The sequence below is a fragment of the Paracoccus liaowanqingii genome, assembly GCF_004683865.2.
Classification (GTDB): domain Bacteria; phylum Pseudomonadota; class Alphaproteobacteria; order Rhodobacterales; family Rhodobacteraceae; genus Paracoccus; species Paracoccus liaowanqingii.
The window spans coordinates 110,096-137,009 of sequence record NZ_CP040764.1; the positions used below are offsets into that span (position 1 = coordinate 110,096).

The 26,914-nt window shown below is 72.0% G+C and carries 16 protein-coding genes; 12 read left to right on the top strand and 4 right to left on the bottom strand.

The annotated features are described in order from the left end of the window. Positions 1–9 precede the first annotated feature (9 nt). From E4191_RS21395 to E4191_RS21410, 4 genes are read left to right on the top strand one after another with little or no spacing between them, the layout of a single operon-like run. Positions 10–6,360: a type I polyketide synthase gene (locus tag E4191_RS21395; RefSeq protein WP_176562845.1), complete on the top strand. Its 6,351-nt coding sequence runs from the start codon at positions 10–12 to the stop codon at positions 6,358–6,360. Next, positions 6,357–7,361, top strand: coding sequence for a glycosyltransferase family 2 protein (locus E4191_RS21400; RefSeq protein WP_228461909.1), 1,005 nt, complete (start codon positions 6,357–6,359; stop codon positions 7,359–7,361). The genes E4191_RS21395 and E4191_RS21400 overlap by 4 nt, the downstream gene beginning before the upstream one ends. After that, entirely contained in the window at positions 7,348–11,970 is a 4,623-nt protein-coding gene (locus E4191_RS21405; RefSeq protein ID WP_228461910.1) for a MupA/Atu3671 family FMN-dependent luciferase-like monooxygenase, read from the top strand. The genes E4191_RS21400 and E4191_RS21405 overlap by 14 nt, the downstream gene beginning before the upstream one ends. Then, positions 11,967–12,668, top strand: coding sequence for a 4'-phosphopantetheinyl transferase family protein (locus E4191_RS21410; protein WP_139616361.1), 702 nt, complete (start codon positions 11,967–11,969; stop codon positions 12,666–12,668). The genes E4191_RS21405 and E4191_RS21410 overlap by 4 nt, the downstream gene beginning before the upstream one ends. Here the strand turns inward: E4191_RS21410 and E4191_RS21415 are convergent. From E4191_RS21415 to E4191_RS21430, 4 genes are all read right to left on the bottom strand, one after another. After that, on the bottom strand, positions 12,561–13,769 hold the full coding sequence (locus E4191_RS21415) for a glycosyltransferase (RefSeq protein ID WP_139616456.1): 1,209 nt from the start codon (positions 13,767–13,769) through the stop codon (positions 12,561–12,563). The two genes, E4191_RS21410 and E4191_RS21415, sit on opposite strands and share 108 nt — an antisense overlap. 83 nt (positions 13,770–13,852) lie before the next feature. Then, a complete protein-coding gene (locus tag E4191_RS21420) occupies positions 13,853–14,533 on the bottom strand; it encodes a sugar transferase (protein ID WP_139616362.1) in 681 nt (226 codons plus the stop codon). Positions 14,534–14,795: 262 nt separating this feature from the next. Then, the gene (locus E4191_RS21425) at positions 14,796–15,635 is read right to left on the bottom strand and encodes a glycosyltransferase family 2 protein (protein WP_139616363.1); all 840 of its coding nucleotides are present in this window, start codon (positions 15,633–15,635) and stop codon (positions 14,796–14,798) included. After that, a complete protein-coding gene (locus E4191_RS21430; protein WP_139616364.1) occupies positions 15,632–16,612 on the bottom strand; it encodes a glycosyltransferase family 2 protein in 981 nt (326 codons plus the stop codon). Before E4191_RS21430 ends, E4191_RS21425 begins: the two co-directional genes overlap by 4 nt. A gap of 73 nt (positions 16,613–16,685) precedes the next feature. Here E4191_RS21430 and E4191_RS21435 point away from each other — a divergent pair, with 73 nt between their 5' ends. The 8 genes from E4191_RS21435 (at position 16,686) to E4191_RS21470 (ending at position 26,913) form a co-directional block, all read left to right on the top strand. Further along, complete coding sequence (locus tag E4191_RS21435; protein WP_135818876.1) at positions 16,686–17,381, top strand: CpsD/CapB family tyrosine-protein kinase; 696 nt, start codon at positions 16,686–16,688, stop codon at positions 17,379–17,381. A 1-nt stretch (position 17,382) separates the two neighbouring features. Next, on the top strand, positions 17,383–18,846 hold the full coding sequence (locus tag E4191_RS21440; protein WP_139616365.1) for a GumC domain-containing protein: 1,464 nt from the start codon (positions 17,383–17,385) through the stop codon (positions 18,844–18,846). Positions 18,847–19,006: 160 nt separating this feature from the next. Beyond that, positions 19,007–19,954: a 2-hydroxyacid dehydrogenase gene (locus E4191_RS21445; protein ID WP_139616366.1), complete on the top strand. Its 948-nt coding sequence runs from the start codon at positions 19,007–19,009 to the stop codon at positions 19,952–19,954. Between the two features lie 56 nt (positions 19,955–20,010). Then, on the top strand, positions 20,011–21,798 hold the full coding sequence (locus E4191_RS21450) for a sensor histidine kinase (protein ID WP_228461893.1): 1,788 nt from the start codon (positions 20,011–20,013) through the stop codon (positions 21,796–21,798). After that, positions 21,746–23,119: a sigma-54-dependent transcriptional regulator gene (locus E4191_RS21455; protein ID WP_228461894.1), complete on the top strand. Its 1,374-nt coding sequence runs from the start codon at positions 21,746–21,748 to the stop codon at positions 23,117–23,119. The genes E4191_RS21450 and E4191_RS21455 overlap by 53 nt, the downstream gene beginning before the upstream one ends. A 197-nt stretch (positions 23,120–23,316) precedes the next feature. Next, positions 23,317–24,273, top strand: a complete 957-nt coding sequence (locus E4191_RS21460) for a TAXI family TRAP transporter solute-binding subunit (protein ID WP_139616368.1) — start codon at positions 23,317–23,319, stop codon at positions 24,271–24,273. Positions 24,274–24,391: 118 nt separating this feature from the next. Then, complete coding sequence (locus E4191_RS21465) at positions 24,392–26,548, top strand: TRAP transporter permease (protein ID WP_139616369.1); 2,157 nt, start codon at positions 24,392–24,394, stop codon at positions 26,546–26,548. Further along, the gene (locus E4191_RS21470) at positions 26,545–26,913 is read left to right on the top strand and encodes a DUF1850 domain-containing protein (protein WP_139616370.1); all 369 of its coding nucleotides are present in this window, start codon (positions 26,545–26,547) and stop codon (positions 26,911–26,913) included. Before E4191_RS21465 ends, E4191_RS21470 begins: the two co-directional genes overlap by 4 nt. The last annotated feature ends 1 nt before the right edge of the window (position 26,914 follow it).

A 26,914-nucleotide genomic window follows, 5' to 3' on the forward strand; every position in this document is an offset into this window, starting at 1 on the left:
GAGCCGGTCTTGTCAAAGATCCCAGCCAACGCGCGAGATATTGCTATTGTCGGTTTCGGCCTTGATTTGCCCGGTGCGGGCGATCCGGACAGCTATTGGCACAACCTGAGGGAGGGGGTCGAATCGATCCGCGACCTGACGCCAGAGGACCTCCGCGCGGCGGGCGAATCACCCGCGCGCAGCGGCCATCCCGATTACGTCGCCCGGGCCGCGCTTCTGGACGGGTTCGACCAGTTCGATGCCGAATTCTTCGGATTCAGCCCCAAGGACGCGGCGGTGATGGACCCCCAGCACCGAAAGTTCCTGGAAACCTGCTGGCACGCGCTGGAACATGCGGGCCACCGGCCCGACGATCTGGGCGCGGTCGGGGTCTGGGCCGGCTGCGGCATGGGCAGCTACTTCTCGGTCAACATCTGTTCCAACCGCGACCTGGTCGAGGAGACGGGCCTGTTCCTGCTGCGCCATACCGGCAACGACAAGGATTTCCTGTCCACCCGCATCAGCTATACCTTCGATCTGCGCGGGCCGAGCGTGTCGGTCCAGACCGCCTGCTCGACCTCGCTGGTGGCGGTCCACTCCGCCTGCCAGGCGCTGATCGCGGGCGATTGCGACGCGGCGCTGGCGGGCGGCGTGACCATCGAACTGCCGCAGGGGCGCGGCTATCTGTACAAGCCCAACGAGATCCTGTCGCCCGACGGCCATTGCCGCGCCTTCGACCATCGCAGCGAGGGCACGGTCTTCGGCAGCGGTGCGGCGGTCGTGCTGCTGCGGCGCCTGTCGGACGCGCTGGCCGACGGCGACCACATCTGGGCGGTGATCCGGGGCAGCGCCATCAACAACGACGGCTCGGCCAAGGCGGGCTATCTGGCCCCCTCGGTCGAGGGGCAGGCCGCGGCCATCGCCGAGGCGCATCTGCTGTCGGGCGTCGATGCCGCGACCATCGACTATGTCGAATGCCACGGCACCGGCACGCGGCTTGGCGACCCGATCGAGGTCACCGCACTGACCGAAGCCTTCTCCCTGGGCCAGGGGGGCGGGCGCACGGGGCTGGGTTCGGTCAAGACCAATATCGGGCATCTGGACACGGCGGCGGGCACGGCGGGGCTGATCAAGGTCGCCCTGTCGCTGCATCACCGCGAGATCCCCCCCAGCCTGAACTTCGAGGCGCCGAACCCGGTCATCGACTTCGAGGGCACGCCCTTCCATGTCGTGGCCGACCGGATGCCCTGGCCCCAGACCCCGGGCCGGCCGGCGCGGGCGGCGGTGAACTCGCTCGGCGTGGGCGGCACCAACGCGCATGTCGTGGTCGAGGCCGCACCCGAACGCATGGCCTCCGAAGACTCCGACTGGCCGGTGCAGCCGCTGGTCGTCTCGGGCCGCACCCGGGCGGCGCTGGACGCCAATTCCGCCGCGCTGGCTGCCTGGCTGCGCGACAACCCGGGTGCCGATCTGGCCGACGTGGCCTTCACCCTGCAGCAGGGTCGCAAGACCTTCGACAAGCGCCGCGTGCTGGTGGCGGCGGATGCGACCGAGGCCGCCGATCTGCTGGAGCGCGGCGATCCGCGCCGGGTCTTCACCCATGACCGCCCGGCGGGCACGCCGAAGCTGGCCTTCCTGTTTCCCGGCGGCGGCGCGCAATCGGTGCACATGGCGCGTGGCCTGTACGAGACCGAGCCGGTCTTCCACGACTGGATGGACCGGGGCCTTGCGGTGCTGGAACGCCTGACAGGCCGCGATCCGCGCCCCCTGTGGCTGCCCGAACCGGGCGCCGAGGCCGAGGCCGCGCAGGCGCTGAACCGCCCCTCGGTCCAGCTGCCGCTGATCATGATCGTGGAATATGCGCTGGCGCAGCTGTGGATCAGCTGGGGCGCGGTGCCGAAGGCGCTGGCCGGTCACTCGATGGGCGAGAACACCGCCGCCTGCCTGGCCGGGGTCCTGAGTTTCGAGGACTGCATCGCGCTGGTCGAACTGCGCGGGCGCCTGTTCGACACCGTCGCGCCGGGCGGCATGCTGAGCGTGCCGCTGCCGGTCGAGGAGCTGCTGGCCGAGGCGGGCGAGGGGCTGGATCTGGCCGCCGACAACGCGCCGGGCCTGTCGGTCGTGTCCGGCCCGCAGGACCGCATCGCGGCCCTGCAGGCGCGGCTGGAGGCGCGCGGCATCGACTGCGCGCGCATCGCCATCGACATCGCCGCCCATTCGCGGATGCTGGACCCGATCCTGCCGGAATTCGAGGCCTTCCTGCGGTCGATCACCCTGTCGGCGCCGCGCATCCCGCTGCTGTCGAACCGCAGCGGCGACTGGATGACCGACGCGCAGGCGACCGATCCGCGCTATTGGGTGGAGCACCTGCGCCATTCGGTCGATTTCCGCGGCTGCCTGACCACGCTGCGCGCCGATCCCGACCGGGTCTTCCTGGAGGTCGGGCCGGGCCGCGCCATGTCGGCGCTGGCCCAGGCCAATGGCGCCGCGCCCGACCGGGTCATCAGCAGCCTGCGCCATCCCGACCAGCAGATCGACGACGACGCCTTCTTCCTGATGGGCTTCGCGCGGCTCTGGGCGGTGGGGCTGCCGCTGGACTGGTCGCCCATCTGGGGCGAGGGGCGGCAGCGTGTGCCGCTGCCCGGCTATGCCTTCCAGAGCCGGCGCTATTTCATCGAGCCCGCCACCGCCGAGGCCTCGAGCGCCGCGAACGACACCGCGCCGCTGCGCCTGCCCGATACTCAGGGCTGGGCCTGGCGCCCCGCCTGGCGCCTGTCGGCCCCCGATGTGGAACTGGACGCCAAGGGCGCGCCGCAGGGCGACACGGCCCGCTGGCTGGTGCTGGCCGATGACAGCGGGCTGGCCGATGCGGTCATCGCCCAGCTGCGCCGCGCCGGGCACGAGGTCGTCACCCTGCGCCCCGGCGACTGCTTCGCGCAGCCGGGCGCGGACGACTTCATCCTGGCGCCCGAGAACGGCGCTTCGGATTTCGAGCTGCTGATCGCCGCGCTGGTGGCGCAGAACCGGCTGCCGCAGCGGATCGTCAGCTTCTGGCTGGTGCCCGATGCCAGCCGGGCCGGCGCCCGCGCGGGCTTCAGCCCCTTCCACCGCCATCTGGAACAGGGCTTCAACACCGTCCTGCACCTGATCCGCGCCCTGGCGGGCGAGGGGGGCGGGCAGCCTATCGACCTGGTGGCCATCACCTCTGATGCGCAGCGGACCGGCACCGAAGCCGTGCGCAATCCCGAAAAGGCGATGGTGCTGGGCCCCTTGGCCGTCGGCATGCGCGAGTTTCCCTGGCTGTCGGCGCGCAGCATCGATCTGGCCGCGCAACCCGACATGGCGGCGCTGGCGCCGCGCCTGGTCGAGGATCTGATGGATCCCGCGCCGCCCGCCCGCACCGCCTGGCGCGACGGGCGCCGTCTGGCGCGCCACTTGGTGCCCGCGGCCCTGCCGGAAGGAGGCACGCCCGCCTTCGGGCCGGGCGACGTGGTGCTGATCACCGGGGGCCTGGGCGGCATCGCCCTGACGCTGGCCCGCCATGTGGCGGATCAGGGCGCCGCCGTGGCGCTGCTGTCGCGGAGGCCCCTGCCGCCCGAGGCCGAATGGGACGCGCGCATCGCGGCCGATCCCGACCACCGGCTGGCCCATCAGATGACGGCGGTGCGCGCCCTGCGTGCCTCCGGTGCCCGGCTGGTGCTGGACGCCGCCGACGTGACCGACGCCGCCGCCCTGACGCAGGCCGTGGCGCGTATCCGCGCAGAACTGGGCCCCGTCACCGACCTGATCCACGCGGCGGGCCTGGTGGCCGACGCGCCCATGCAGGTCAAGTCCAGCGCCGAGATCGAGGATGTGCTGGCCCCCAAGGTCCACGGCACCCGCAACCTGGCGCTGGTCTTCGCCGAGGCGCCGCTGCGCCGCACGATCCTGTTCTCGTCGACCTCGACCGAGATCGCGGCGACGGGGCAGGTCGATTACGTGGCCGCCAACGAATATCTCAACGCGGTGGCGGCGATGCAGCCCCGCGCCCTGGGGCAGGTCACCGCCGTGAACTGGGGGATCTGGGCCGATGTCGGCATGGCCGCCGATGCGCTGACGGGGCGGCGCGACGTCGCGGCCCCGGTGCCCGTGACCCAGCCCCTGCTGAGCGCCCGCGCCGATCAGGGCGGGGTCGAACGGCTGACCGGACGGCTGTCCTCGGACGACTGGATCATCGCCGAACACCGCACCCGCGACGGCGTGGCGCTGATGCCCGGCACCGGCATGATCGAGCTGGCGGCCCAGGCCCTGCAGGCCACCGGACGGGCGGGCGGCGCATGGGCGCTGCGCGACCTGACCTTCCTGCATCCGCTGATCGTGGGGCCGGGCGAAAGCCGCGACTTCACCGTGACCCTGACCCCGGACGAGGGCAGCACCGCCTTCCTGCTGGAGGCCGATTTCGGCGCGGGATCGGTCCCCGTGGCCGAGGCGCGCATCGACGCCGCCGACCGCGCCGGACCGCCCCTGGATGCGGACGCGCTGCGCGCCGCGATGACCGTCGATCAGGCCCCCACCGGGCATGCGCTGGAATCGGCGCAGGAAGGCCAGCTGGCCTTCGGTCCCCGCTGGCGGGTGCTGCGCGCCACCTGGCTGTCGCCCGCGACCTCCGAGGGGCTGGCCGAGCTGCGCCTGTCGCGCGACGGGCAGGCCGATCTGGACCAAGGCTACATCCTGCATCCCGCGCTGATGGACATCGCCACCGGATGGGCCATGTCGCTGATCGACGGCTATGACCGCGCCCAGCTGTGGGTGCCGCTGTCCTACCGGTCGCTGTCGGTCCACGGCCCGCTGCCGGCCGAGATCCTTAGCCATGTGCGGCTCAGCCATGCCTCGGACGGCTATGCCAGCTTCGACGTGACGCTGGCCGATCCGCAGGGCACCGTTCTGGTCCGGATCGAGGGGCTGACGCTGCGCCGCCTGGAAGGCGCGCCCGCCATGCTGCTGACCGTGCAGCAGGCCGGGCCGCGCCCCGTGTCCCATCCCGGCCACGGGCCGGGTCAGGACCGGCTGGCGCGCATGGTGGCCCAAGGCATCCCGCCCGATCAGGGCCCTCTGCTTCTGGACCGCGCGCTGCGCTCCGGGCTGGGGCAGATCGCCATCTCCAGCATGGACCTGCCGCAGCTGATCGCGCAGGAAACCCGCAGCAGCCGCGCCCGCGAGGCAGGCGCCGCCACCGCCTTCGAGCGCCCCGAACTGGACCACGACTATGTCGAGCCGCGCAGCGATCTGGAACGCAGCCTGGCCGGGTTCTTCCGCGAACTTTTGGGCGTGCAGCAGGTGGGGGTCGATGACGGCTTCTTCGATCTGGGGGGCCATTCGCTGATCGCGGTGAGGCTCTTCTCGATGATCCGCAAGGCCTATGGTCTGGACCTGCCGCTGGCCACGCTCTTCGAGGCGCCGAACGTGGCCGCGCTGGCCACGCTGATCGAGGGCCGGATCGGGGTGCGTCCCGACGCCCCCGCGGGCGCGGTGGCCACGACCGCCCCGGCGGCGCAGGGCTTCACGCACCTGATCTCGATGAGCCAGGGCGCCGCCGGAGGCGGGCGGCCCCTGTTCATCGTCGCGGGCATGTTCGGCAACGTGCTGAACCTGCGATCCCTGGCGCAGCGCCTGTCCCCCGACCGCCCGGTCTGGGGCCTGCAGGCGCAGGGCCTGTTCGGCGACGCGCCCCCGCATGCCACCCTGGCCGAGGCCGCCGCCAGCTGCCTGGCCGAGATCCGCCAGATCCAGCCCGACGGCCCCTATCTGATCGCGGGCTTCTCGGGCGGCGGGCTGACCGCGCTGGAGATCGCGCGCCAGGCCGACGCGGCGGGCGAGGCCACCGCCCGGCTGATCCTGCTGGACACGCCGGTGCCGATGCGTCCCGTCCTGTCGCGCCGCGACCGGCTCATGATCCGCGCCGCCGAGATCCGCGAGGAGGGCGCGGGCTTCGCCGCCCGCTGGCTGCGCGACAAGCTGGCCTATCGCCAGGCGCAGCGCCGCCCCTCGGGCGAGGCCGAGGCGACCGGGTTCCACAACGCCGCCATCCACGCGGCCTTCCTGGGCGCGCTGCCACAGTTCAGGATGGAGACCTGGGACGGCCCGGTGACGCTGTACCGGCCCCGGCTGGACCGGCGCTTCAAGGTCTCGAACGGGATGCATGTCAGCGCGGCGCGGGAATACGTGTTCGAGGACAACCTGTGGTCGCCCTGGATGCCCGACCTGACCGTGACCGAGGTGCCGGGCGATCACGACAGCATGGTGCTGGAACCCTGCGTGCGGGTGCTGTCGGCGCGCATGCGCGAGGAGCTGGCGGCCGCCGACCGGGCCGTCCCCGCGCTGCTGCAGAGGGCCGCGGAATGAGCGACGGAACGATGAACGGCGCCTCGGTCCATGTGATCATCCTCAACTGGCGCAGCGCCCCCATGACGCTGCGCGCGGCCCAAGCGGCGATGACGGCGATGGCGGGGATCCCCGGCACCGTCACGCTGGTCGACAACGATTCGGGCGATGGCAGCTTCGAGGCGATGACCGAGCACGCGGCGGCGCAGGGCTGGACCGAGGGCGGCCGGCTGCGGGTGCTGCAATCGGGCCATAACGGCGGCTTCGGCGCGGGCAACAATGCCGCGCTGCGGGTGCCGCTGCCGCAGGCGGCGGATTTCACGCTGGTCGTGAATTCCGACGCCTTCCTCGCCGCCGACACGATCGGGGCGATGCGCGACTATCTGCAGGCCCATCCCCGCGTGGGCCTCTTGGGCTGCCGCGTGGTGGGCGAGCACCAGAACCACCATACCACCCATTTCCGCTTTCCGACCGCTGGCAGCGAGCTGGAGGACAGCGCCCGCACCGGCCCGGTGACCCGGCTGCTGCGCCGCCATGTCGTGACCCTGCCCATGCCGAAGACGGCCGGGCCGGTCGATTGGGTGGCGGGCGCGTCGCTGATGATCCGGGCCGAGGTGCTGGCGCAGATCGGCGGCTTTGACGAGGCGTTCTTCCTCTATTTCGAGGAGACCGACCTCTGCCTGCGCGCCGCGCAGGCGGGCTGGCCCACGCATTACCTGCCCGATGTCCAGGTCGTCCATATCGGCTCGGTCAGCACGGGCATGCGCGAATGGACGCTGCCGCCCGACTACTGGTTCGCCTCGCGCGAGCATTACTATCGCCGCAACCATGGCCGCGCCTATGCCGTCTTAGCGCTGGCGGCGCATCTGACGGGGCTTGGCATCCGCCGCCTGCGCGGGTCGATGGGCCGCCCCGATCCCGACTTTCCGCGCGGTCAGGGCCGCGCGCTGATCCGACATGCGCTGGCCCCCTCGCGCCCCCGACAGATCTTCCGACCGGAGAATGACCGTGACCCAGCTTGATATCGCGCTGATCGGCAACGCCTCGCTGACGCTGGAGGCGGCGCGCCTTTTGACCGCGCGCGGACACCGGGTGGTGTCCTTCACCGTCGAGGATCCGGCCCTGGCCGAGGCCGCGCGCGGCCTGGACCTGGCCGTGGGACCGGTGGCGCCCTGCGACTATCTGCTGTCGGTGGCGCATCTGACGGTGATTGCGCCCGAGGTGCTGGCGCAGGCCCGGCGCGGCGCGGTGAACTTCCACGACGGGCCGTTGCCCGAGCGCGCGGGCCTGAACGCGCCGATCTGGGCGCTGATCGAGGGAGCCTCTGCCCATGCCATCACCTGGCACCGCATCGGCGGCGGCGTGGACGAGGGGCCGGTGCTGCTGCGCGTGCCCGTCGAGATCGCCCTGGGCGAGACCGCGCTGACCCTGAACGCCCGCTGCTGGGAGGCCGCCCTGCGCAGCCTGCCCGATCTGGCGGCGATGCTGGAACGCGGCGAGGATGCGGGCACGGCCCAGCCCCATGCCCCCACCCGCCGCCACATGCGCATCGACCGCCCCCAAGGCGCGGCGGTGCTGGATTTCGCGCAAGGCGCCGATGCGATCGCGCAGCTGGTCCGCGCGCTGGACCATGGCCCCTACTGGAACCCGATGCTGCGCCCGCGCGTGGCGCTGCTCCAGGGGCTGCTGCTGGTGGGTCAGGCCGATCCCGCGCCGCGACCCGACGCCCCCGCCGCGCCCGGCACGGTGCTGCGCGCCGGGGCCGACGAGCTGCTGGTGGCCTGCGGCGACGGCCGCGCCATCGCGCTGTCCGGGCTGACCGGCATGGATGGCCAGCCCCGCCCGCACGGGCTGTCCGTGGGCGACCGCCTGCCGGTGGGCACCGCCACCCCCGATCTGGACGCCGCCATCCGCCGCGCCGCCCGCGACGAGCCCTTCTGGCGCGCGCGCATGGCCCGGCTGGCGCCCTTGGTCCTACCCGAACTGACCGCCTCGGATGCCGCGCCCGACTGGCAGGCGGCGCGTCTGGTCCTGCCGCAGCCGCAGGAGGCAGGCCGCGTGCTGGCCGCCCTGGTAGGCGCGCTGATGCGGATGACCGGCTCGACCGCCTTCGACATCGGCCTGGCCCCGTCGCTGCCCGAGGGGGTGCGCGATCACATGCACGGCTTCCGCCCGCTGGCCGTCGATGCCGACGACCAGACCCTGGCGGCGCTGGCCGAGACGCTGACCCGCGATCTGGCGGCCCTGTCCGCGCGCGGCCCGATCCTGGCCGACCTGATCGCCCGGGCGCCCGAGCTGGGCCGCCCCGGCACGCCCGGGCTGGTCGTCGCCCGCGACCCCGCCGACGTGCCCCAAGGCGCCGCGATCTGCGTCGACCTGCCCGACGGACCGCAGGCGCAAATCGCCCTCTGGTGGGACCGCGCCCGTCTGCCGCAGGGCGCCTGGCAGGCCATCCTGGACCTGGCCGAGACGCTGGCCGCCGCCGATCCCGCCCTGCCGCTGGCCAAGGCGCCGACCCTGCGCGACGGCCGCGCCGCCACCGTGGCCGTGAACGACGCGACCGCGGGCGATGCCCCCGCCACGATTGCGGCCGCCTTTGCCGCCCAGGTCGCGGCCAGTCCCGACGCCACCGCGCTGGTCTTTCGCGGCGAGACGCTGAGCTATGCCGATCTGGACCGTCGCGCCACGGCGCTGGCCCGCCAGCTGGCGGCGATGGGGGTCGGACCCGACCGCCCCGTGGGCCTGTTCGCCCCGCGCGGCATCGGTCTGGTGGTGGGCGCGCTGGCCATCCTGAAGGCCGGGGGCGCCTATGTGCCGCTGGACCCGGAATACCCGGCCGAGCGGCTGGAACATTACATCGCCGACAGCGGCGCGCAGGTGGTGCTGGCCGATCCCCGCATCGCCGGCGACCTGCCGCCGCACCAGGCGCAGGTGCTGATGCTGGACGCCGTGGGCCAGGGGTCCGACCCGACGCCCGCCGGCGCCGCCGATCTGGCCTATCTGATCTATACCTCGGGCTCGACCGGCACGCCCAAGGGGGTGATGGTCGAGCATCGCAACGCGATCAACTTCTTCGCGGGCATGGACACGGCGCTGCAATCGCCCCAACCCGGGACCTGGCTGGCCGTCACCAGCCTGTCCTTCGACATTTCCGTGCTGGAGATCTTCTGGACCCTCACGCGCGGCTGGAAGGTCGTCATCGCGGGCGACCTGCTGGGCGGGGCCGAGGCGCCGGACGGCGCGCGGGCGGGGACCGAGATGTCGCTCTTCTACTGGGGCAACGATGACGGCGCGGGCCCGCGCAAATACGAATTGCTGCTGGAGGGTGCGAAGTTCGCCGACCGCCACGGCTTTGCCGCCGTCTGGACGCCCGAGCGGCATTTCCACGCCTTCGGCGGCCCCTATCCCAACCCCGCCGTCACTGGGGCGGCGGTCGCGGCGGTCACCAAGACCATCGCCGTGCGCGCCGGATCCTGCGTGGCGCCGCTGCACCATCCCGCGCGCATCGCCGAGGAATGGGCGGTGATCGACAACCTGACCAACGGGCGGGCGGGGCTGGCCATCGCCTCGGGCTGGCAGCCGGACGATTTCGTGCTGCGCCCCGAGAACACGCCGCCCGCCAACAAGGCCGCGATGCTGACCGTGATCGACCAGCTGCGCCGGTTGTGGCGGGGCGAGGCGGTGGAATTCCCCCGCGCCGACGGCACCCCCTTTGCGGTCGTCAGCCAGCCGCGCCCGGTGTCCAAGGAACTGCCGATCTGGGTCACCACGGCGGGCAATCCCGCGACCTGGCAGGAAGCCGGACGGATCGGTGCGAACGTGCTGACCCACCTGCTGGGCCAGAGCATGGCCGACATCGCCGCGCGCATCCCCGAATACCACGCGGCCCTGCGCGAGGCGGGGCACGATCCGGCCGATTTCTCGGTCACGCTGATGCTGCACAGCTATCTGGCCGACACGCGCGAACAGTCGATGGAGGTCGCACGCGAGCCGATGAAGGATTACCTGCGGGCCGCCGCCGCCCTGGTCAAGCAATATGCCTGGGCTTTCCCGGCCTTCAAGCGCCCGGCGGGCGTCAGCGATCCCATGGCGATCGACCTGTCCACGCTGGACGAGGGCGAGATGGAGGGGATCCTCGACTTCGCCTTCCAGCGCTATTTCAACGACAGCGGGCTGTTCGGGACCGTCGACGAGGCGGCGGCGCGCGTGGCCGAGCTGAAGGCCATCGGCGTGACCGAGATCGCCTGCCTGATCGACTATGGCATCGCGCCCGCGCAGGTGCTGACGGGGTTGGAATATCTGGCCCGGCTGCATGACCGCGTGAACCCCGCGTCCGAGGGCGATTACGGCATCGCCGCCCAGATCGCGCGCCACAAGGTCACCCATCTGCAGGCCACGCCGTCGATGGCGCGGCTGCTGCTGGAGGATGCGGCCTCGCGCGCGGCGCTGTCGCAGCTGCAGCTGATCTGCCTGGGGGGCGAGGCGCTGAGCCCCGGCCTGCTGGCCGACCTGCGCGCCGCCAGCCCGGCGCGGATCATGAACATGTACGGGCCCACGGAAACCACCATCTGGTCGGCCACCGCCGATCTGGGCCATGCGGGCGATCAGGTCTGGCTGGGCGATCCCATCGCCGCCACCAGCCTGCACCTGCGCGACCCGTCGGGAGATCCGGTGGGCGACGGCGTCGCCGGAGAGCTGTGGATCGGCGGGGCGGGCGTCACGCGCGGCTACTTCGCCCGCGAGGCGCAGACGGCTGCCGCCTTCCCCGAAACGCCCGAGGGGCGGCTCTATCGCACGGGCGATCTGTGCCGCCGCGACAGCGCGGGGCGGCTGCGGTTCCTCGGTCGGGTCGACCAGCAGGTCAAGCTGCGCGGCTACCGGATCGAGCTGGGCGAGATCGAGGCGCGGCTGGCCCGCCTGCCCGGCATCGCCGAGGTCGCCGTGGTGGCGCAGGCACAAGTGTCGGGCGAGCGCCAACTGATCGGTTTCGTCACCGGGGCGGCGGATCTGGATCCGGCCGGGCTGCGCGCGGCCCTGTCGCGCGATCTGCCCGATTTCATGGTGCCGCTGCGCATCCATGTGCTGCCCGCCATGCCGCTGACGCCCAATGCCAAGATCGAACGCAAGGCGCTGGCCAGCGCCGCCCCGGCCCCCGCACCCCGCCCGGTGCCCGCGACCGTGGTGGCGCCTGCGCCCGCAGCAGCGACCAACGGCGCGGTCCCGGCCCCCGTGGCCCCGGCCCCGGCGGGCAGCGTGGATGCGGCGGATCTGCAGGACCGGATCGGCCAGCTGATGGCGCGGATCTTGGGCCTGCCCGCCGTGCAGCCCGGCGACAACTTCTTCGATCTGGGCGGCCATTCGCTGCTGGCGGTGCAGCTGCACCGTGCGATCCGGGACGAGCTGGGGGTGGCGCGCAGCTCGATCACCGACATCTTCCGCTTTCCGGTGATGGGGAACCTGGCCGCGCATCTGGCGGGGACCCGACAGGCCGCGGCGCCTGCCGCCCCTGCCGCCGCCCCGACCCCGGTGGCCGCTCCTGCGGACGCTCCGGCTCCGGCGGCAGCCACCGACCTGATGGCGGCCAGGCGCGCCCTGCGCGCACGGATGAGGCCACAGGGCACCGGCCAGTGACACCCGCGGCGCTGCACGCCCTGCTGCCCCAGGGCGTGGGCGCGGCGCTGCGCCGGGTGGAGGCGCCCGCCCCGCCGCTCTGGGCGGGCGAAACCAAGGCGGTGGCCCGCGCCATTCCCGCCCGGCAGCAGGAATTCGCTGCCGGGCGGGCTGCCGCCCGCGATGCCCTGCAGCAGGCGGGGCTGGCGCCCTGCAGCCTGCCCATCGGCCCCGATCGCGCCCCGATCTGGCCCGAGGGTGCGGTGGGGTCGATCAGCCATGCCGGGGGTTGGGCGGCGGCGGTCGCCGCGCGCAGCGATGTCTGGGCCGGAATAGGACTGGATCTGGAGATCGTCGCCCCGATGCCGGGGGACATGGCCGCGCTGGTCCGCGCGCAGGGGGACGACGATGGCGGGCTTCTGCCCCCGGCCCTGACGGCCACGTTGGTCTTCAGTCTCAAGGAGGCCGCGTTCAAGGCGCAGTTCCCCCTGACAGGCCTGTGGCTGGAGCCGCGCGACGTTCCCCTGACCCTGACGCCGGACCGGTTTCACCTGCAGGTCGGAGGGGTCGCGCTGTCGGGCCGGTGGGCCCGGGCGGGCGCGATGTTCGTCTCAGTCCTGCTGGTGGGCGCGGAACAGGGCCGCCAGCTTGGCCGCCTCGGCGTGGATGTCATGGCGCGACAGGGCGCGGGCGCGGGCGGCGAGGCCCATCTGGCGTAGCTGGTCGGGGTCGGTCGTCGCCGCCCGATCCAGCGCGCGGGCCAGCGCCTCGGCATCGCCTGCGGGGACCAGCCAGCCGGTCCGGCCGTCGACCATCAGCTCGGGGATGCCGGCGATGATCGTGGCGATGGCGGGGCGGGCGGCGGCCATCGCCTCCATCAATGCAACCGGCAGGCCTTCGGCAAAGCTGGGCAGCACCATCGCATGCGCCTGCGCCAGCGCGGCGCGCACCCCGGCCTCGTCCGCCCATCCGGGCAGGGCCACGCGGTCGGTCAGGCCCGCTTGCGCGATGGCCGCGCGCAGGGCCGGGGCCAGCGGGCCGTCGCCCACCAGCGTCAGGTGCACGGGGGCGGTGGTCCGCGCCATCGCCTCGATCAGCAGCATCTGGCCCTTCTGCTCGGCAAAGCGGCCGACGCAGACCAGCCGCAGGGGATGGTCGGCCGAGGGGCCGGGCGGCAGGGGCAGGGGGTCAGGGAAGGCGGCGGGGTCGATGCCGCAATGCACGACCTTCAGCCGGTCCCACCGGTCGAACGGCGCCCACCGGGACAGCTGGCTGCGCCCGAAGGCGCTGACGGCCACGGCAAAGCGCGCCTCGCGCAGCTTGTCCCCCAGGGACAGGGCGTGGGGCGCGTCGAACTCCTCGGGGCCGTGGGTGGTGAAGCTGTAGCCGGGACCCTCCAGCAGGCGCACATAGCGCACGACGTCGGTCGAGTTCGTGCCGAAATGCGCGTGCAGGTGGGTCAGCTTCTCGTCGCGGCAATGGCGGGCCAGGATGGCGGCCTCGGCCAGATAGATCAACTGCCGCAGCCGCCCGCGCCCCGGGCCGCCCCGCGCCCCCGCCCGCAGCGCGGCGCGCAGGGCCGAGGGGTGGCGCAGCACCGCGCCCGCCAGCGCCAGCGCCAGCCGCAGGGCGCCGCTGTCCAGCACATAGCGGGTCTTGTCCTGTTCGGCGCGATCCTCGGCCGAGGTGACGGGATCGGCGTCGCGGCGCATGGCGAAGCGCGCGACGGGGATGCCCTGCGCCTCCAGCGCCAGGATCTCGCGCCGGATGAAGGTCTGCGAGGGACGGGGATAGGTGTTCACGACATAGCCGACGCGCAGGGCCGTGTCGGCCTGCGCGTCGGGCAGTGTCGCGGAAAGCTGTTGCCGCATCGCGAGCCTCGCCTGGTGGACCAGTCTGCCCCTTAGCAGCCGGTGCAGCGGGCGACGACCGCAAAGGTGCGGAAGATCGTGGAAAGATCCAGGCGCAGGCTCAGCTCGCGGTAGTAGCGCTCGTCATAGATGGCGCGGGCGGCGAAGGTCGATCCGCTGCGGGCCGAGATCTGCCACAGCCCGGTCAGGCCCGGACGGTGCGCGGCATAGTAGGTGCCGGGATACAGCACGCGCTGTTCCAGCATCATCGGGCGGGGACCCACCAGGCTCATCGAGCCCAGCAGCACGTTGATCAGCTGCGGCAGCTCGTCCAGCGAGGTCTTGCGCAGGAAGTGGCCCACGCGGGTGATGCGGGGATCGTGGCGCAGCTTCTGGTTCATGTCCCATTCAGCCCGGGCGGCGGGATCGGCGGCCAGATGCGCCGCCAGAATGGCGTCGCCATCGGGACGCATCGTGCGGAACTTGAACAGGCGGAACCGCTGCCAGCCGCGACCAAGGCGCATCTGGCTATAGATCGGCGACCCGCCGTCCAAGGCGACGACCGCCGCGACCACGATCATGATGGGAAGAAGGAAGGGCAGAGCCAGCAGGATCAGCATCGTGTCCAGCAGCCGCTTGCCCCCGCTCATGTACAGGCTCTGCGGCTCGGATGCGGGCAAGTCGCACGCGTACTTGGCGCGGCCGACATTCAGCCCGTTATTATCGAACAGCATTATTAACTCCGACCACTAAATACGGATACATTGAGTAGATTTGTAAGGAAATTTTGCCGGTACCCACTCAAATCACCAGCATTTTGTCTGTGCATCCGATCTATTGGCCGATCAGAGCCGAGACAACCTGTCTAAAAAGGGGTGTGCAATGTCGCAGGGTCAGGTCAAAACAGATGGAACCCGCCTGAAATGCAATTCAAAATTGTTTTGAATGCCGGGAATGGGCTCATACTCAACCTGGAGGAGGGCGCAGGCCAATTGTCTATCTGGCCCGTTCCCAATGATGTGAAGGACGGCGCAGCCGCACGGCCAGGCTGACGACCGCATAAGCGGCAAATCCGGCCGGATCCGCCAGTCCCAGGTGCAGCGCGCGGCGTCCCGAGGGGCGGTCGCCCGAGGCATGGCCCGCCAGGTCGGGATAGAGCCGCGCCAGCTCGGCCGTGCCGGCATCCTGCCTGCGCCGGACTCGGATCAGGGTGGCCAGCCCCTCGCTGATCGGCCAGTGATAGGGCACCTCGACGCGCTGGCGCTCCGAGGGGGCGAAGTTGAGCCGCGCGAAGCCGTCATCCGAGATGACCTGCGGAAAGCGCCCCCACCGGGCGCGGCCCTCGGCATTGACGGCGAAGAGCCCGGCGCCGGTGACGCCCTCGGCCACGAAGGGCAGGCGCTGCCAGAACCGCGCATAAGCGGCCGAGACCGGGCTGGCCGGGCGCGGCACGACCAGCCGGGCGCCCGCATAGCGCGCGCCCGGCCCGTCCAGCGCCGCGATCAGGGCCGCGATCATGCCCTCGCCCACCACCACGTCGGCATCCAGATACAGGCGCAGATCCCCGCGGGCGGCCTCGTCGCCCAGGTTGAGGGCACCGATCTTGCCGCCCTCGGCCGTCTCGATCACCGTCAGCGTCCAGCCCGCCGCGGCAAAGGCCGGACCTTCGGACCGGGCGCGGTCGGCGGTGGCGTCGGTGCAGCCGTTGGCGACCACGATCACCTCCTTGCCCCAGGCCTCGGCGCCGGTCTGGCGGGCGAGGGCGCGAAGGCAGCACAGTATGTGGTCCTGTTCCTGATGGGCGGGCAGGATCACGCTGAGACGGGTCTGGGTCATTTGTATTCGATCAGTGAGGCGCGGCGGTTCGTCAGCCGGTTGGCATGGAAACCGAGGGCGCCGAGGGCTTCGGGGATCTTGCCCAGCACGGTGAAGGCCGCGCGGGCGGCCCCCATGCGGGGGGTCAGGCGCAGGATCTGCGCGGGATAGGCCAGCAGCAGCAGGATCAGGGCCGGATGGACCAGCAGCGCGCCCAGAGCCGCCAGCAGCGGCAGCGCCGCACCCCAGATCAGCGCGCGGCGCGTCTCGGCCCGCCAGTGGCGTTCGGGGGGCGCGCCGTGCAGGGCCGCGCCCTCGGCGAAGGCATGGCCCGCGCGGCGGGTGCGGCGCCACCATTGCCCGAACCGGGTCATGTCGGCATCGTGAAGCGTCATCTCGACCGCCAGGCGGCGGATGGTCCAGCCCGCCGCGCGCAGGCGCACGCACATCTCGGGCTCTTCCCCGGCGATCAGGGTCGGGTTGAAGCCGCCGATCCCGGTGATGGCCGCGTGGCGCACCAGCATGTCGCCGCCCACCGCCCGGGCCGGACCCACCGGCGTGTCCCATTCCGCGTCGCAGAGCCGGTTATAGACCGAGCGTTCGGGATGCATCTCGCGCCGCCGCCCGGCCACCGCGCCCAGGGTCGGGTCGGCCTGCATCTCTGCCCGCGCGGCAGGCAGCCAGCCAGGCTGCAGGACGCAATCGCCGTCCAGGAACTGCACGAACTCCGGCGGCGCCTCGGCCAGCGCCTGCAACCCGGCGTTGCGTGCCCGGGCGGCGGTGAAGGGCTGCGTCATGTCCAGCGCCACCAGCTGGGCGCCGATACTTTGGGCAAACGCCCCGCTGCCATCGGTCGAACCCGAATCGACATAGACGATTCGGGTCATCTGTGCCGACAATGCGGCCAGACAGGCGCGCAGACGGGCGCCTTCGTTGCGGCCGATGACCACGGCGGCGACAATACTGCCCGAGAGGACAGGTTCGGAAAGTGGGGACATTTCATACTTCTTTATGCTATCGGGCTAGCATTACGATATGATTCGGTCATTGGGCGAGAGAAAAGAGTTGCGTATGGACGGAGCCGTCAGCGGCTATCACGACGGGCGGCCACGGGCATGGGCAGGATTGCTGCCTTTGGCCCTGCCGCACAGGGCGGGGCTGCGCGCGGTCATTGCCGATGAAAAAAACCCTGAGCGTGCAGAAGGTTACGATTTGCTGCGGACGCGCATCCTGGCGGGCACCAGTGCCTTGGGATGGACGCGGATCGGCGTGACGCAGGCGCGGGGCACATCCGGTGCCGCGCCCCTGACGGCACTCAACCTGGCATTGTCCGAGGCGCGTCGCCCGGACCGCCGAGTCGTGCTGGTCGATCTGGACATCGCCCGGCAGCCGATCCTGAAGATTCTGGGGGCCACCGTGCCCGCCCCCGCCCCCACGATGGCCTGGCAGGGCCATGCCCTGTCTGAACGCCTGGCGCTGCTGACCATCTCGGCCCCGGCGGTCGAGGCGGCGACGATGCTGATGTCCGACCTGTTCCAGGCGGAACTGGCGCAGCGTCTGGCCTCGCTGGACCCGGATGTGGCAATTCTGCATCTGCCGGCGCTGCTGACCGGCGATGCGGGCCTGGCGGGACTGCCGCTGGCGCAGACCGTGCTGCTGGCGATCGACGGACGTTCCGACACCGGCGCCGACCTGCGCGCCTGCGAGCGCCGGATCGGCGAGACCCGCCCCATCCTGGGGCTTTTCCTGCACGACGGAGAGGTGTGACATGGGACCGATCGTCGGAGTGAGGGAATTCGTGGCCATGCTGCGCCGTCGCGGCCCGCTGATGGCCTTCGTGGCGGCGGTGGGCATCTACCTGGCCATGGCCTATGCGATGTCGCTGCCCCGCGCCTACGAGGCCATCACCGTCATCCAGATCCAGCCGACGCTGCTGTCGGGAGGCGCCACCGCGGCCGCGCAGGGGGAACCCGACACCGCCAACCGCCTGCGCCTGATCGAGCAGCGGCTGATGGCGCGCGACAACATCACCGACATGATCGAGCGCTTCAACCTGTTCGAGGACGCGCCCGAGCTGACCGATGACGAGCGCATCGCCCAGTTCCGCCAGGACGTGCGGATCGACTTCGTCCCCGCCGTGGGCGGCGTGCCGGGGGCCGAGCGCGAGATCTCGGCCATGATGATCACGGTGCGGACCGGCCGGGCCGCCGATGCCGCGAACCTGGCCAACGACATGGCCGACCAGATCATGACCGGCAACCAGGCGGGGCAGGCCCGGCGCCTGGTCGAGCTGATCGAGACGCTGGAGGCCGAGAACATGCGCGCCACCGCCGCGGTGACCGAGGTCGAGTCGGAGCTGTCGACCTTCCGCAGCCTCAATCCCGACCGCATGCCCGAGAACCTGGACAACCTGACCGCCGAGCAGACCCGGCTGGAGAGCCAGCGCAGCGCGCTGCTGCTGACCCTGCAGTCGCTGGAACGCGAGCGGCTGGCGCTGGAGGTGGGAACCTCCGCGGACGGACCCCCGGCCTCGCTGTCCCAGCAGCTGCGCATCCTGGAGGTCGAGCTGGCCCAGGCCCGCCGCACCTTGCCGGCCGAGCACCCCGAGGTCATGCGCCTGATGCGCGAGATCGAGATGCTGCGCGACGGCACCGAACAGCAGCTGCCGCAGCGCCTGAGCCGCCAGATCGAGCTGATCCGCGACCAGGAGGCCGCGCTGAGCGCCGAGCGCGCCGAGATCGACCGCCGCCTGCCGCAGATCGAAGCCGCGATCGAGGGGATGCCCGACGTCGCCTCGGAACTGGCCGACTATCAGCGCCGCATCACCGCGCTGGAACTGCCGCGCGCGGCCATCGCCGAACGCCTGGCCGCGGCGCAGCTGGAACAGCGCCTGGCCTCGGGCAATTATGGCGAGCGGATGGTGGTGCTGGAACGCGCCACGGTCCCGGAACATCCGCTCAGCTCCGGGCGGCGCCGGGTCGCCGTGCTGGGCGCCGCGATGGCGGTGGCGATGGCGCTGGCGGCAGGCTTCGTGATGGAGCTGGCCCGCCCGGTGCTGCGCACCCCCGCCCAGGTCCGCAAGGCCCTGGGGGTCGAGCCGATCGCCTTCGCCCCCTATCGCCCCACGCCCAAGGCGCAGGTCATGGCGCGGGTGCAGGATGTGGTGGCCTTGGGGATCCTGGCCTTCGGCGCGCTGGCCGTGGTCATCCTGATCCTGCAAGGCGCCGGCTGACACGCTCTGCCCCCTGCCCGCGATCGCGCGGGCGGGGGGCCTCGGCCACGCGGGCCCTTGCGCCCGCCCGGTCGTTTCCCGATGCTGGTGCGAACATCCGCCGCATGAAGGACCGACCCATGACCCATCCCCGCCCGCCCCTGGCCCTGCCGGTCCGCGCATGAAGCCCTCCGTCCTGATGCTTGCCCCCGCCCGCCCCTCGGCCATGGAACGGCTGGCGCGCGACTACGACCTGCTGCGGCTGGACGAGGCGGAGGACCGCGACGCCTTCCTGGACCGCCACGGCGCGACCTGCCGGGCCATCGTCACCCATGGCCACAAGACCATCGACGACGCGCTGTTGGACCGCCTGCCCGCGCTGGAGATCGTCAGCTGCTCCTCGGCCGGATACGACGCCTTCGACGTGGACGCGCTGGCGCGGCGCGGCATCCGGCTGACCAACGCCTCGCCCGCGCTGGCGCAGGAGGTCGCCGACATGGCGATGCTGCTGGCCGCCGCCGGCTGGCGCCGCCTGGTCGAGGCCGATGCCTGGGTCCGCAGCGGGGACTGGGCGCGACAGGGCGAGTTCCCCCTGCGCCGGGGCCTGCGCGGCCGCACCCTGGGCATCGTCGGCATGGGCACGATCGGCCAGCGCGTCGCCGATCTGGCGGGCGCCTTCGGCGTGAACGTGGCCTACTGGAACCGCAGCGAGCGGCAGGTGGAGGCCGTCTATCACGCCGATCTGGTCGATCTGGCGCGCGCCTCCGACATCCTGATCGTCATCGTCGCGGGCGGCGAGGGGACGCGGCACCTGATCTCGGCCCCGGTCATCGCGGCGCTCGGCCCCGAGGGGCTGCTGGTCAACGTCGCGCGCGGATCTGTCGTGGACGAGGAGGCGCTGATCACCGCGCTGCAGGACGGCACCCTGGGCGCGGCGGCGCTGGACGTCTTCGCCAGCGAGCCCGAGGCCGACCCGCGCTTTGCCGCGATGGCCAATGTCACCCTGTCGCCGCATCTGGGCTCGGCCACCGTCGAATCGCGCGAGGCGATGTCGGCGCTGATGGTCGACAACCTGGATGCGCATTTCGCGGGCCGCCCGCTGCTGAGCGAGGTCGCCCTGGCGCGGTGACCCCCGCCCGCCGGAGGGGGCTTTCCTTCGGCGGGAAACCTGCCACGATGCGGGCCATGACGCCGCCGCGCCCCCGCCATCTTCTGCGCCTCGCCGCCCTCGTCGCGGCGATGGCGGCGCTGGCGCTGCTGGTGCTGGACGGTGCGCGCCAGGCCGGGCTGGCGCGGCTGGACGCGGATCTGCAGAACCGCCTGACCCTGACCCGCCACGCCGTCACCGCCCAGATCGAGCGCTATCGCTATCTGCCCGCGCTGATCGGGCAGGATGCGCGCATCCTGTCGCTGCTGGACCGTCCGGGCGACGACCGCAGCGCGGCCAATGCCTATCTGAAGGCCACGCGGGCCCTGTCGGGCGTCGACCAGATCTATGTGCTGGATCCGCAGGGCCGCGCGCTGGCCGCCAGCAATGCGGGCGAGCCGGGCAGCTTCGTGGGCCAGGACTATGCCTTCCGCCCGTATTTCCGGCAGGCACTGACGCGGGGGGCGGCGCGCTATTACGCGGTGGGGGTCACGACCGGCATCCCGGGCTATTTCCTGGCCTCGCGCATCGGGTCGGCCGAGGCGCCCCTGGGCGTGGCGGTGGCCAAGGTCGACATGGGCGGGCTGCAGGCCACCTGGGCCAGCGCGGACCAGTCGGTGGCGCTGGCCGACGCGGCGGGGGTGGTGTTCCTGGCGGGCCAGCCCGACTGGCTGTTCCGCCCGCTGGATCCGCTGGACGACGCCACCGCCCGGCAGCTGGACGGCGAGCAGCGCTATGCCGGGCAGGCCGTCCCCACCGCCGCCCCCCTGCGTGCCGCGCTGACCGGCCTGCGCCTGGCCGAGGTGCCGCTGCAGCCCGACGGCTGGCCCATCTTGGCCGCCGAGCCGCTGGCCCCGGTCGAACGGCAGGCGCAGCTGCTGGCGCTGCTGGCCGGGCTGTCGGGGCTGCTGGTCTCGGCCCTGGCGGTGGGCTGGCGGCAGCGGCGCCAGTTGATCCGCGTGCGCCTGAACCAGAATGCCGAGCTGGAGCGGCGCGTGGCCGAGCGGACCGAGGCGCTGGCCCATGAGATCGACCAGCGCCGCCGCGCCCAGGACGAGCTGCGCGAGGCGCATGAAAGCCTGGTCCATGCCGCCAAGCTCGCGGTGCTGGGCCGCATGTCCACCACCATCGTCCACGAGGTCAGCCAGCCTCTGTCGGCGCTGGACAGCACGCTGGCGGCGGCGGAACTGCACCTGGGCGCCGGCCGCGAGGCGCGGGCGGTGGCCAGCCTGGCGGCGGCGCGGGCGCTGCTGATGCGGATGCAGAAGATGGTGCGCAACCTGAAATCCTTCGGCGCCCGCCAGCGTGCCGACCCGCCCGAAGCTGTGGACATGGCCCGTGTCCTGACCGCAGGCGCCGAGGTGCTGGCCCCGCGCCTGCGCGATCTGGGCCAGCGGCTGGCCCTGACCCTGCCGCCGGGCCTGCCCGCCGTCAGCGGCCAGGCCGTGCGGCTGGAACAGGTGGTCATCAACCTGATCCTGAACGCCGCCGAGGCCGCCGCCGGCGCGGGCGCCCGCGCGCCTGTGCGCGTGGCGCTGGAGCCCGCGCCGGGCGGGCTGCGGCTGACCATCCTGGATCGCGGGGCGGGGATCGACCCGGCGCTGCAGGACCGCATCCAGGAGCCCTTCTTCACCACCCGCGTCACCGGCGAGGGGCTGGGGCTGGGCCTGTCGATCACGCGCGGCATCCTGGACCAGATCGGCGCCACGCTGGCCTTCCACCCGCGCCCGGGCGGGGGCACGGTGACGGTGGTGGACCTGCCGCTGTATCACGATGCCGCCCATCCGGCCGCTGCCCCGCGCCTCGACGACCGGCTGGCGGGCTGAGGGGCGGATGCGCGGCCGGATCGCCTTCATCGACGACGAGGCGCCGCTCTGCGCGGCGGCGGCGGACTGGCTGGAGGCCTCGGGCTTCGAGGTGGCGACCTTCACCGATCCCGCCGAGGCGCTGGCGGGCATCCGGGCCGAGGCCTGCGACTGCGTGGTGACCGACCTGCGGATGCCGGGCCTGTCGGGCCAGCAGGTGCTGGACGCGCTGCGGGGCCAGGACCCCGACCTGCCGGTGATCCTGCTGTCGGGCCATGCCGACGTGCCGGTGGCGGTGGCCGCGATGCGCACCGGGGCGCATGACTTCCTGGAAAAGCCCTATCGCGCCGAGCATCTGGTCGAGGTGCTGGACCGCGCCGTCGACCTGCGCCGGATGCGGCGCGAGGCGCGGATCCGGCGGGCCTCGCCCCTGTCGGCGGGGCGGCTGGAGACGCGGCTGCCCGGCAACAGCCCCGCCCTGCACCACCTGCGCCGCGCGGTGCAGCACCTGGCCGACCTGCCGCTGGACCTGATGCTGGTCGGAGAGCCGGGCTCGGGGCGGTCCGAGGTCGCGCGCTGCCTGCATGATCTGGGCCGCCGTGCGCGCCGCCCCTTCGTCGTCATCCACGGTGCGGGCCTGCCCGACGGGGCGCTGGAGGCGGAATTGCTGGGCCACGAGCGCGGCCATCTGGCCGGCGTCTCGGGCGCGCGGGCGGGGCGGCTGGAACAGGCACAGGGCGGCACGCTGTATCTGGCCGACCTGCAGGCGGTGCCGCTGTCGGTGCAGGCGCGGCTGATGCGGGTGCTGCAGGCGGGCGCGGTGGAACGCATCGGCGGGCAGACCGCGCGCCCCGTCGATCTGCGCCTGATCGCGGCGGTCGAGGGCGATCCCGCGGCGCTTGTGGCGCAGGGGCGGCTGCGGCCCGACCTGTTCCACCGCCTGTCCGCCGGCGCGCTGCACATCCCGCCCCTGCGCGACCGGGCCGAGGACGTGCCCGCGCTGTTCACCGCCATGGCCGAGGCCGCCGCCGCGCGCTTGGGCCTGCCGATGCCCGACCTGCGCCCCGCCGATCTGGACCGCCTGTCCGCCCGGCCCTGGCCCGGCAACCTGGCCGAACTGCGCGCCAGCGCCGAGCGCGCCGTGCTGGCCCTGCCCGCCGGTCCCGCGCCCGCAGGCGACGCCCCCAGCCTGCCCGACCGCATGGCACGGGTCGAGGCTCAGATCATCGCCGAGGCGCTGGCGGTGGCCGACGGCTCCTCGGCCCGGGCCGCCGATGCCTTGGGCATCCCCCGCCGGACGCTGAACGAAAAGATCGCACGGCACGGCCTGCGCGCCGATTGAGGGGCGGATTTCTGCCCGCGCCCTGGCGGGTCGGGCAAGAAAATGCCCGAACCGGTGGCGATAACAGCCGAAATTCCGACGCCATGTCAGGGAGTTGCGCCAATTCACCTTTCCGCTCGCCGGATCGTGACTCCGCCGCTGTTTCACGAACGCAATCTTGCTACTCTGCCTGCCAGAACATCATGGGAGGAAACCGCATGTTCCATCGTATCGCCGCCACCGTTCCCGCCATCGCCCTGGGGGGCCTGATGGTCACGGCGCCGCAGGCGCAGGCGCAGGACTTCATCAACGTGCTGACCGGGGGCACCTCGGGCGTCTACTACCCCCTGGGCGTCGCGCTGTCGGAAATCTATGCCGAGGGGATCGAGGGCTCGCGCACGCAGGTCCAGGCGACCAAGGCCTCGGTCGAGAACCTGAACCTTCTGGCGCAGGGCCGGGGCGAGATCGCCTTCGCCCTTGGCGACAGCGTGCAGGCCGCGTGGGACGGCAACGAGGAGGCCGGTTTCCCGCGCCCCCTGACGGAATTGCGCGCCATCGCCGCGATCTATCCCAACTACATCCAGATCGTCGCGGATGCGGCGGCGGGCGTCTCGACGCTGGAGGATCTGCGCGGCAAGACCCTGTCCGTGGGCGCCCCGGCCTCGGGGACCGAACTGAACGCGCGGGCGATCTTTGCCGCCGCCGGCATGAGCTATGACGATCTGGCCAAGGTGGAATACCTGCCCTATGCGGAATCGGCCGAGCTGATCAAGAACCGCCAGCTGGAGGCGACGCTGCAATCCTCGGGCCTGGGCGTGGCCTTCATCCAGGATCTGTCGGCGACCCACGACATCACCATCGTGTCGATCCCCGAGGAAACCGTGACCGCCATCGGCGCGCCCTTCGCGCCCGCGATGATCCCGGCGGGCACCTATGCCGGCATCGACGAGGACATCCCGACCGCGGCCATCGGCAACATGCTGATCAGCCACGAGGGCGTGTCCGAGGAGACCGCCTATCAGATGACCAAGCTGATGTTCGACAATGTGGACCGCATGCGGTCCTCGCACGGGGCCGCCGAGGGCATCAGCCCCGAGACCGCACTGGAGGGGATCTCGATCCCGCTGCATCCGGGCGCCGAGCGGTATTACCGCGAGATCGGCCTGATCGAGTAAGCGACCCCGGCCTGCGCGCAGAGGCGCGCGGGCCTGCCCCTTGCGGGTCGGTCCCCGAGCGGACCCGGCCCTTCAGGCCCATCCCCCCTCAGGCCAGCCCCCCTTTCAGGAGAGTGCCATGTCCGCATCCCCCGTTTCCGGCGGGTCGCCCCGCCCTGCCTCGTCGATCCCCGAAACCCCCCGCCCCGGTCATGCCCCAGGCCATGGGCACGAGCCCGAGATCGAGGTCAGCGAGGGCCTGCCCCCCGGCTTCGGCGAGGGCTGGACCGGCCGCGTCGCCTTCTGGCTGGCCGTCGCCTTCTCGCTCTTCCAGCTGTGGGCCGCGGCCTATGGCACGCTGCCCAGCCAGATCGTGCGGGCCATGCATGTGGGCTTCCTGCTGCTGGTGGGCTTCGTGCTGGTCGGCAACCTGGTCGCCAAGACCAAGGGCGGGCAGGCGTTCTTCTGGGCGCTCGGGGGTCTGGGCTTCTTCACCGGCCTCTATCAGTGGATCGAATATGCCGACCTGATCCGGCGCACCGGGTTCCTGACCCAGATGGACCTGATCATGGGCACCGTGCTGGTGCTGCTGGTCTTCGAGGGGGCGCGGCGCCTGATGGGCTGGCCCTTGGCGGTGATCGCGGGGATCTTCCTGGCCTATTGCTTCTTCGGCCAGCACCTGCCCGCGCCCTTCATCCATCGCGGCTACGGCTATGAGCAGATCGTCGAGCATTTCGCCTTCGGGACCGAGGGCATCTATGGCAGCCCGATCTATGTCAGCTCTGCCTATATCTTCATCTTCGTGGTCTTCGCGGCCTTCCTGGAACGCGCGGGCATGCTGAACCTGTTCAACGACTTCGCGCTTGGCATGGTCGGCGGCGTGCGCGGCGGGCCCGCGCAGGTGGCGGTGCTGTCCTCGGCGCTGATGGGCACGATCTCGGGGTCGGGGGTGGCCAATGTGGTGGCCTCGGGCCAGTTCACCATTCCGATGATGAAGAAATCGGGCTTCCGCGCCTCCTTCGCGGGGGGTGTCGAGGCGACGGCCTCGATGGGCGGGCAGATCATGCCGCCGGTCATGGGCGCGGTGGCCTTCATCATGGCCGAGACGCTGAACGTCCCCTATGCGGCGGTCGTGCAGGCGGCGATCATCCCGGCGGTGCTGTATTTCGGCGTCGTCTTCTGGATGGTCTGGCTGCAGGCCGGGCGCGACGACCTGAAGGGCCTGCCCAAGGCCAGCCTGCCCAATCCCTGGCAGGCCGTGCGCGAGCAATGGCCGCTGATCCTGCCGCTGGCCGCCCTGGTCTATCTGCTGTTCGCGGGCTACACCCCGATCTTCGCGGGCACGATGGGGCTGGCGCTGGTGACCGTGCTGATCCTGGGGGCGCCGCTGGCCGCGATGATCGGGCCGATGGTCTTCCGCGTGGTCTTCTGGGTGGCGCTCGGCGTGGCCTCGGCGTCCTTCGTGGAATACGGGGTCGATCTGCTGGCCATCGTCATCGCCGGTCTGCTGGTCGCCTGCGCGCTGTTCAAGGGCGCGCGCCCGACCATCGGGATCGTGCGCGACGCGCTGGCCCAAGGGGCGCGCAACGCCCTGCCGGTGGGCATGGCCTGCGCGATCGTGGGCATCGTCATCGGCACGCTGACCCTGACGGGCATCGCCTCGACCTTCATCGGCGCGATCATCGCCATCGGCGAGAACAACCTGTTCCTGTCGCTGGTCCTGACCATGCTGACCTGCCTGGTGCTGGGCATGGGCATCCCCACGATCCCCAACTACATCATCACCTCGTCGCTGGCGGGTCCGGCGCTCTTGGAGCTGGGCGTGCCGCTGCTGGTCAGCCACATGTTCGTCTTCTACTTCGGCATCATGGCCGACCTGACGCCGCCCGTGGCGCTGGCCTGCTTCGCGGCAGCGCCCATCGCCAAATCCTCGGGGCTGAAGATCTCGATGCAGGCGATCCGGCTGGCGGCGGCGGGGTTCATCATCCCCTTCATGGCGGTCTATACCCCGTCCCTGATGCTGCAGGACGGCGGCGCCATCGCCGAGGCCTACGGCTATCCGGTCGAGGTCGCCTACATCCTGCTGAAGACCGTGATGGGCGTCGGCATGTGGGGAATCGCGGTCGTGGGCTATCTGTGGGACCGCACCACCCTGATCGAGCGGTTGCTGGCCTTCGCGGCGGGGGTCTCGCTGATCCTGGCGATGCCGTGGACGGATGAGGCAGGCTTCGCGCTGACCGCCGCCTTCCTGATCGTGCACGGGATGCGCACCCGTCGCAACCGGGCGGTGGCCTGATGCTGTGCGTGGCGGCGGGGGCCTTCGCGCTGTCGCTCGCCACGGAGGGCTTCACGCTGGACTGGACCCATTCGGTGGCGCGGACCGTCTGGTGGGAACGCTGGCAGATCACGGATGCGGGCCTGACCCCGGTCGAGGCCCGCATCACCGGCACGGGCGCCGGGATGGAGCCGCCGCCCGACGCCCGCCTGCGGGACGGCGTCTGGCACTATGCCCCGCAGGTGCCGCCGCAGCGGCAGGTGGTGCTGGCGGCCTCGGGCGCGACGGGCGCGGGCTGGCGGCTCTGCGCGCAAGGCACGTGCCATGCTTTGACCGAGGATCAGGGACCGCTGCGCCTGTGGTCGGCGGAACGCTGCGAAGGGTGAC

What these genes read in the sequence shown, in the direction of transcription:
- E4191_RS21400 (WP_228461909.1), top strand. Translation starts at nt 6,357, where the DNA reads ATGAGCGACGGAACGATGAACGGCGCCTCGGTCCATGTGATCATCCTC.
- E4191_RS21420 (WP_139616362.1), bottom strand. Translation starts at nt 14,533, where the DNA reads ATGCTGTTCGATAATAACGGGCTGAATGTCGGCCGCGCCAAGTACGCG.
- E4191_RS21425 (WP_139616363.1), bottom strand. Translation starts at nt 15,635, where the DNA reads ATGACCCAGACCCGTCTCAGCGTGATCCTGCCCGCCCATCAGGAACAG.
- E4191_RS21430 (WP_139616364.1), bottom strand. Translation starts at nt 16,612, where the DNA reads ATGTCCCCACTTTCCGAACCTGTCCTCTCGGGCAGTATTGTCGCCGCC.
- E4191_RS21435 (WP_135818876.1), top strand. Translation starts at nt 16,686, where the DNA reads ATGGACGGAGCCGTCAGCGGCTATCACGACGGGCGGCCACGGGCATGG.
- E4191_RS21440 (WP_139616365.1), top strand. Translation starts at nt 17,383, where the DNA reads ATGGGACCGATCGTCGGAGTGAGGGAATTCGTGGCCATGCTGCGCCGT.
- E4191_RS21445 (WP_139616366.1), top strand. Translation starts at nt 19,007, where the DNA reads ATGAAGCCCTCCGTCCTGATGCTTGCCCCCGCCCGCCCCTCGGCCATG.
- E4191_RS21450 (WP_228461893.1), top strand. Translation starts at nt 20,011, where the DNA reads ATGACGCCGCCGCGCCCCCGCCATCTTCTGCGCCTCGCCGCCCTCGTC.
- E4191_RS21455 (WP_228461894.1), top strand. Translation starts at nt 21,746, where the DNA reads ATGCCGCCCATCCGGCCGCTGCCCCGCGCCTCGACGACCGGCTGGCGG.
- E4191_RS21460 (WP_139616368.1), top strand. Translation starts at nt 23,317, where the DNA reads ATGTTCCATCGTATCGCCGCCACCGTTCCCGCCATCGCCCTGGGGGGC.
- E4191_RS21465 (WP_139616369.1), top strand. Translation starts at nt 24,392, where the DNA reads ATGTCCGCATCCCCCGTTTCCGGCGGGTCGCCCCGCCCTGCCTCGTCG.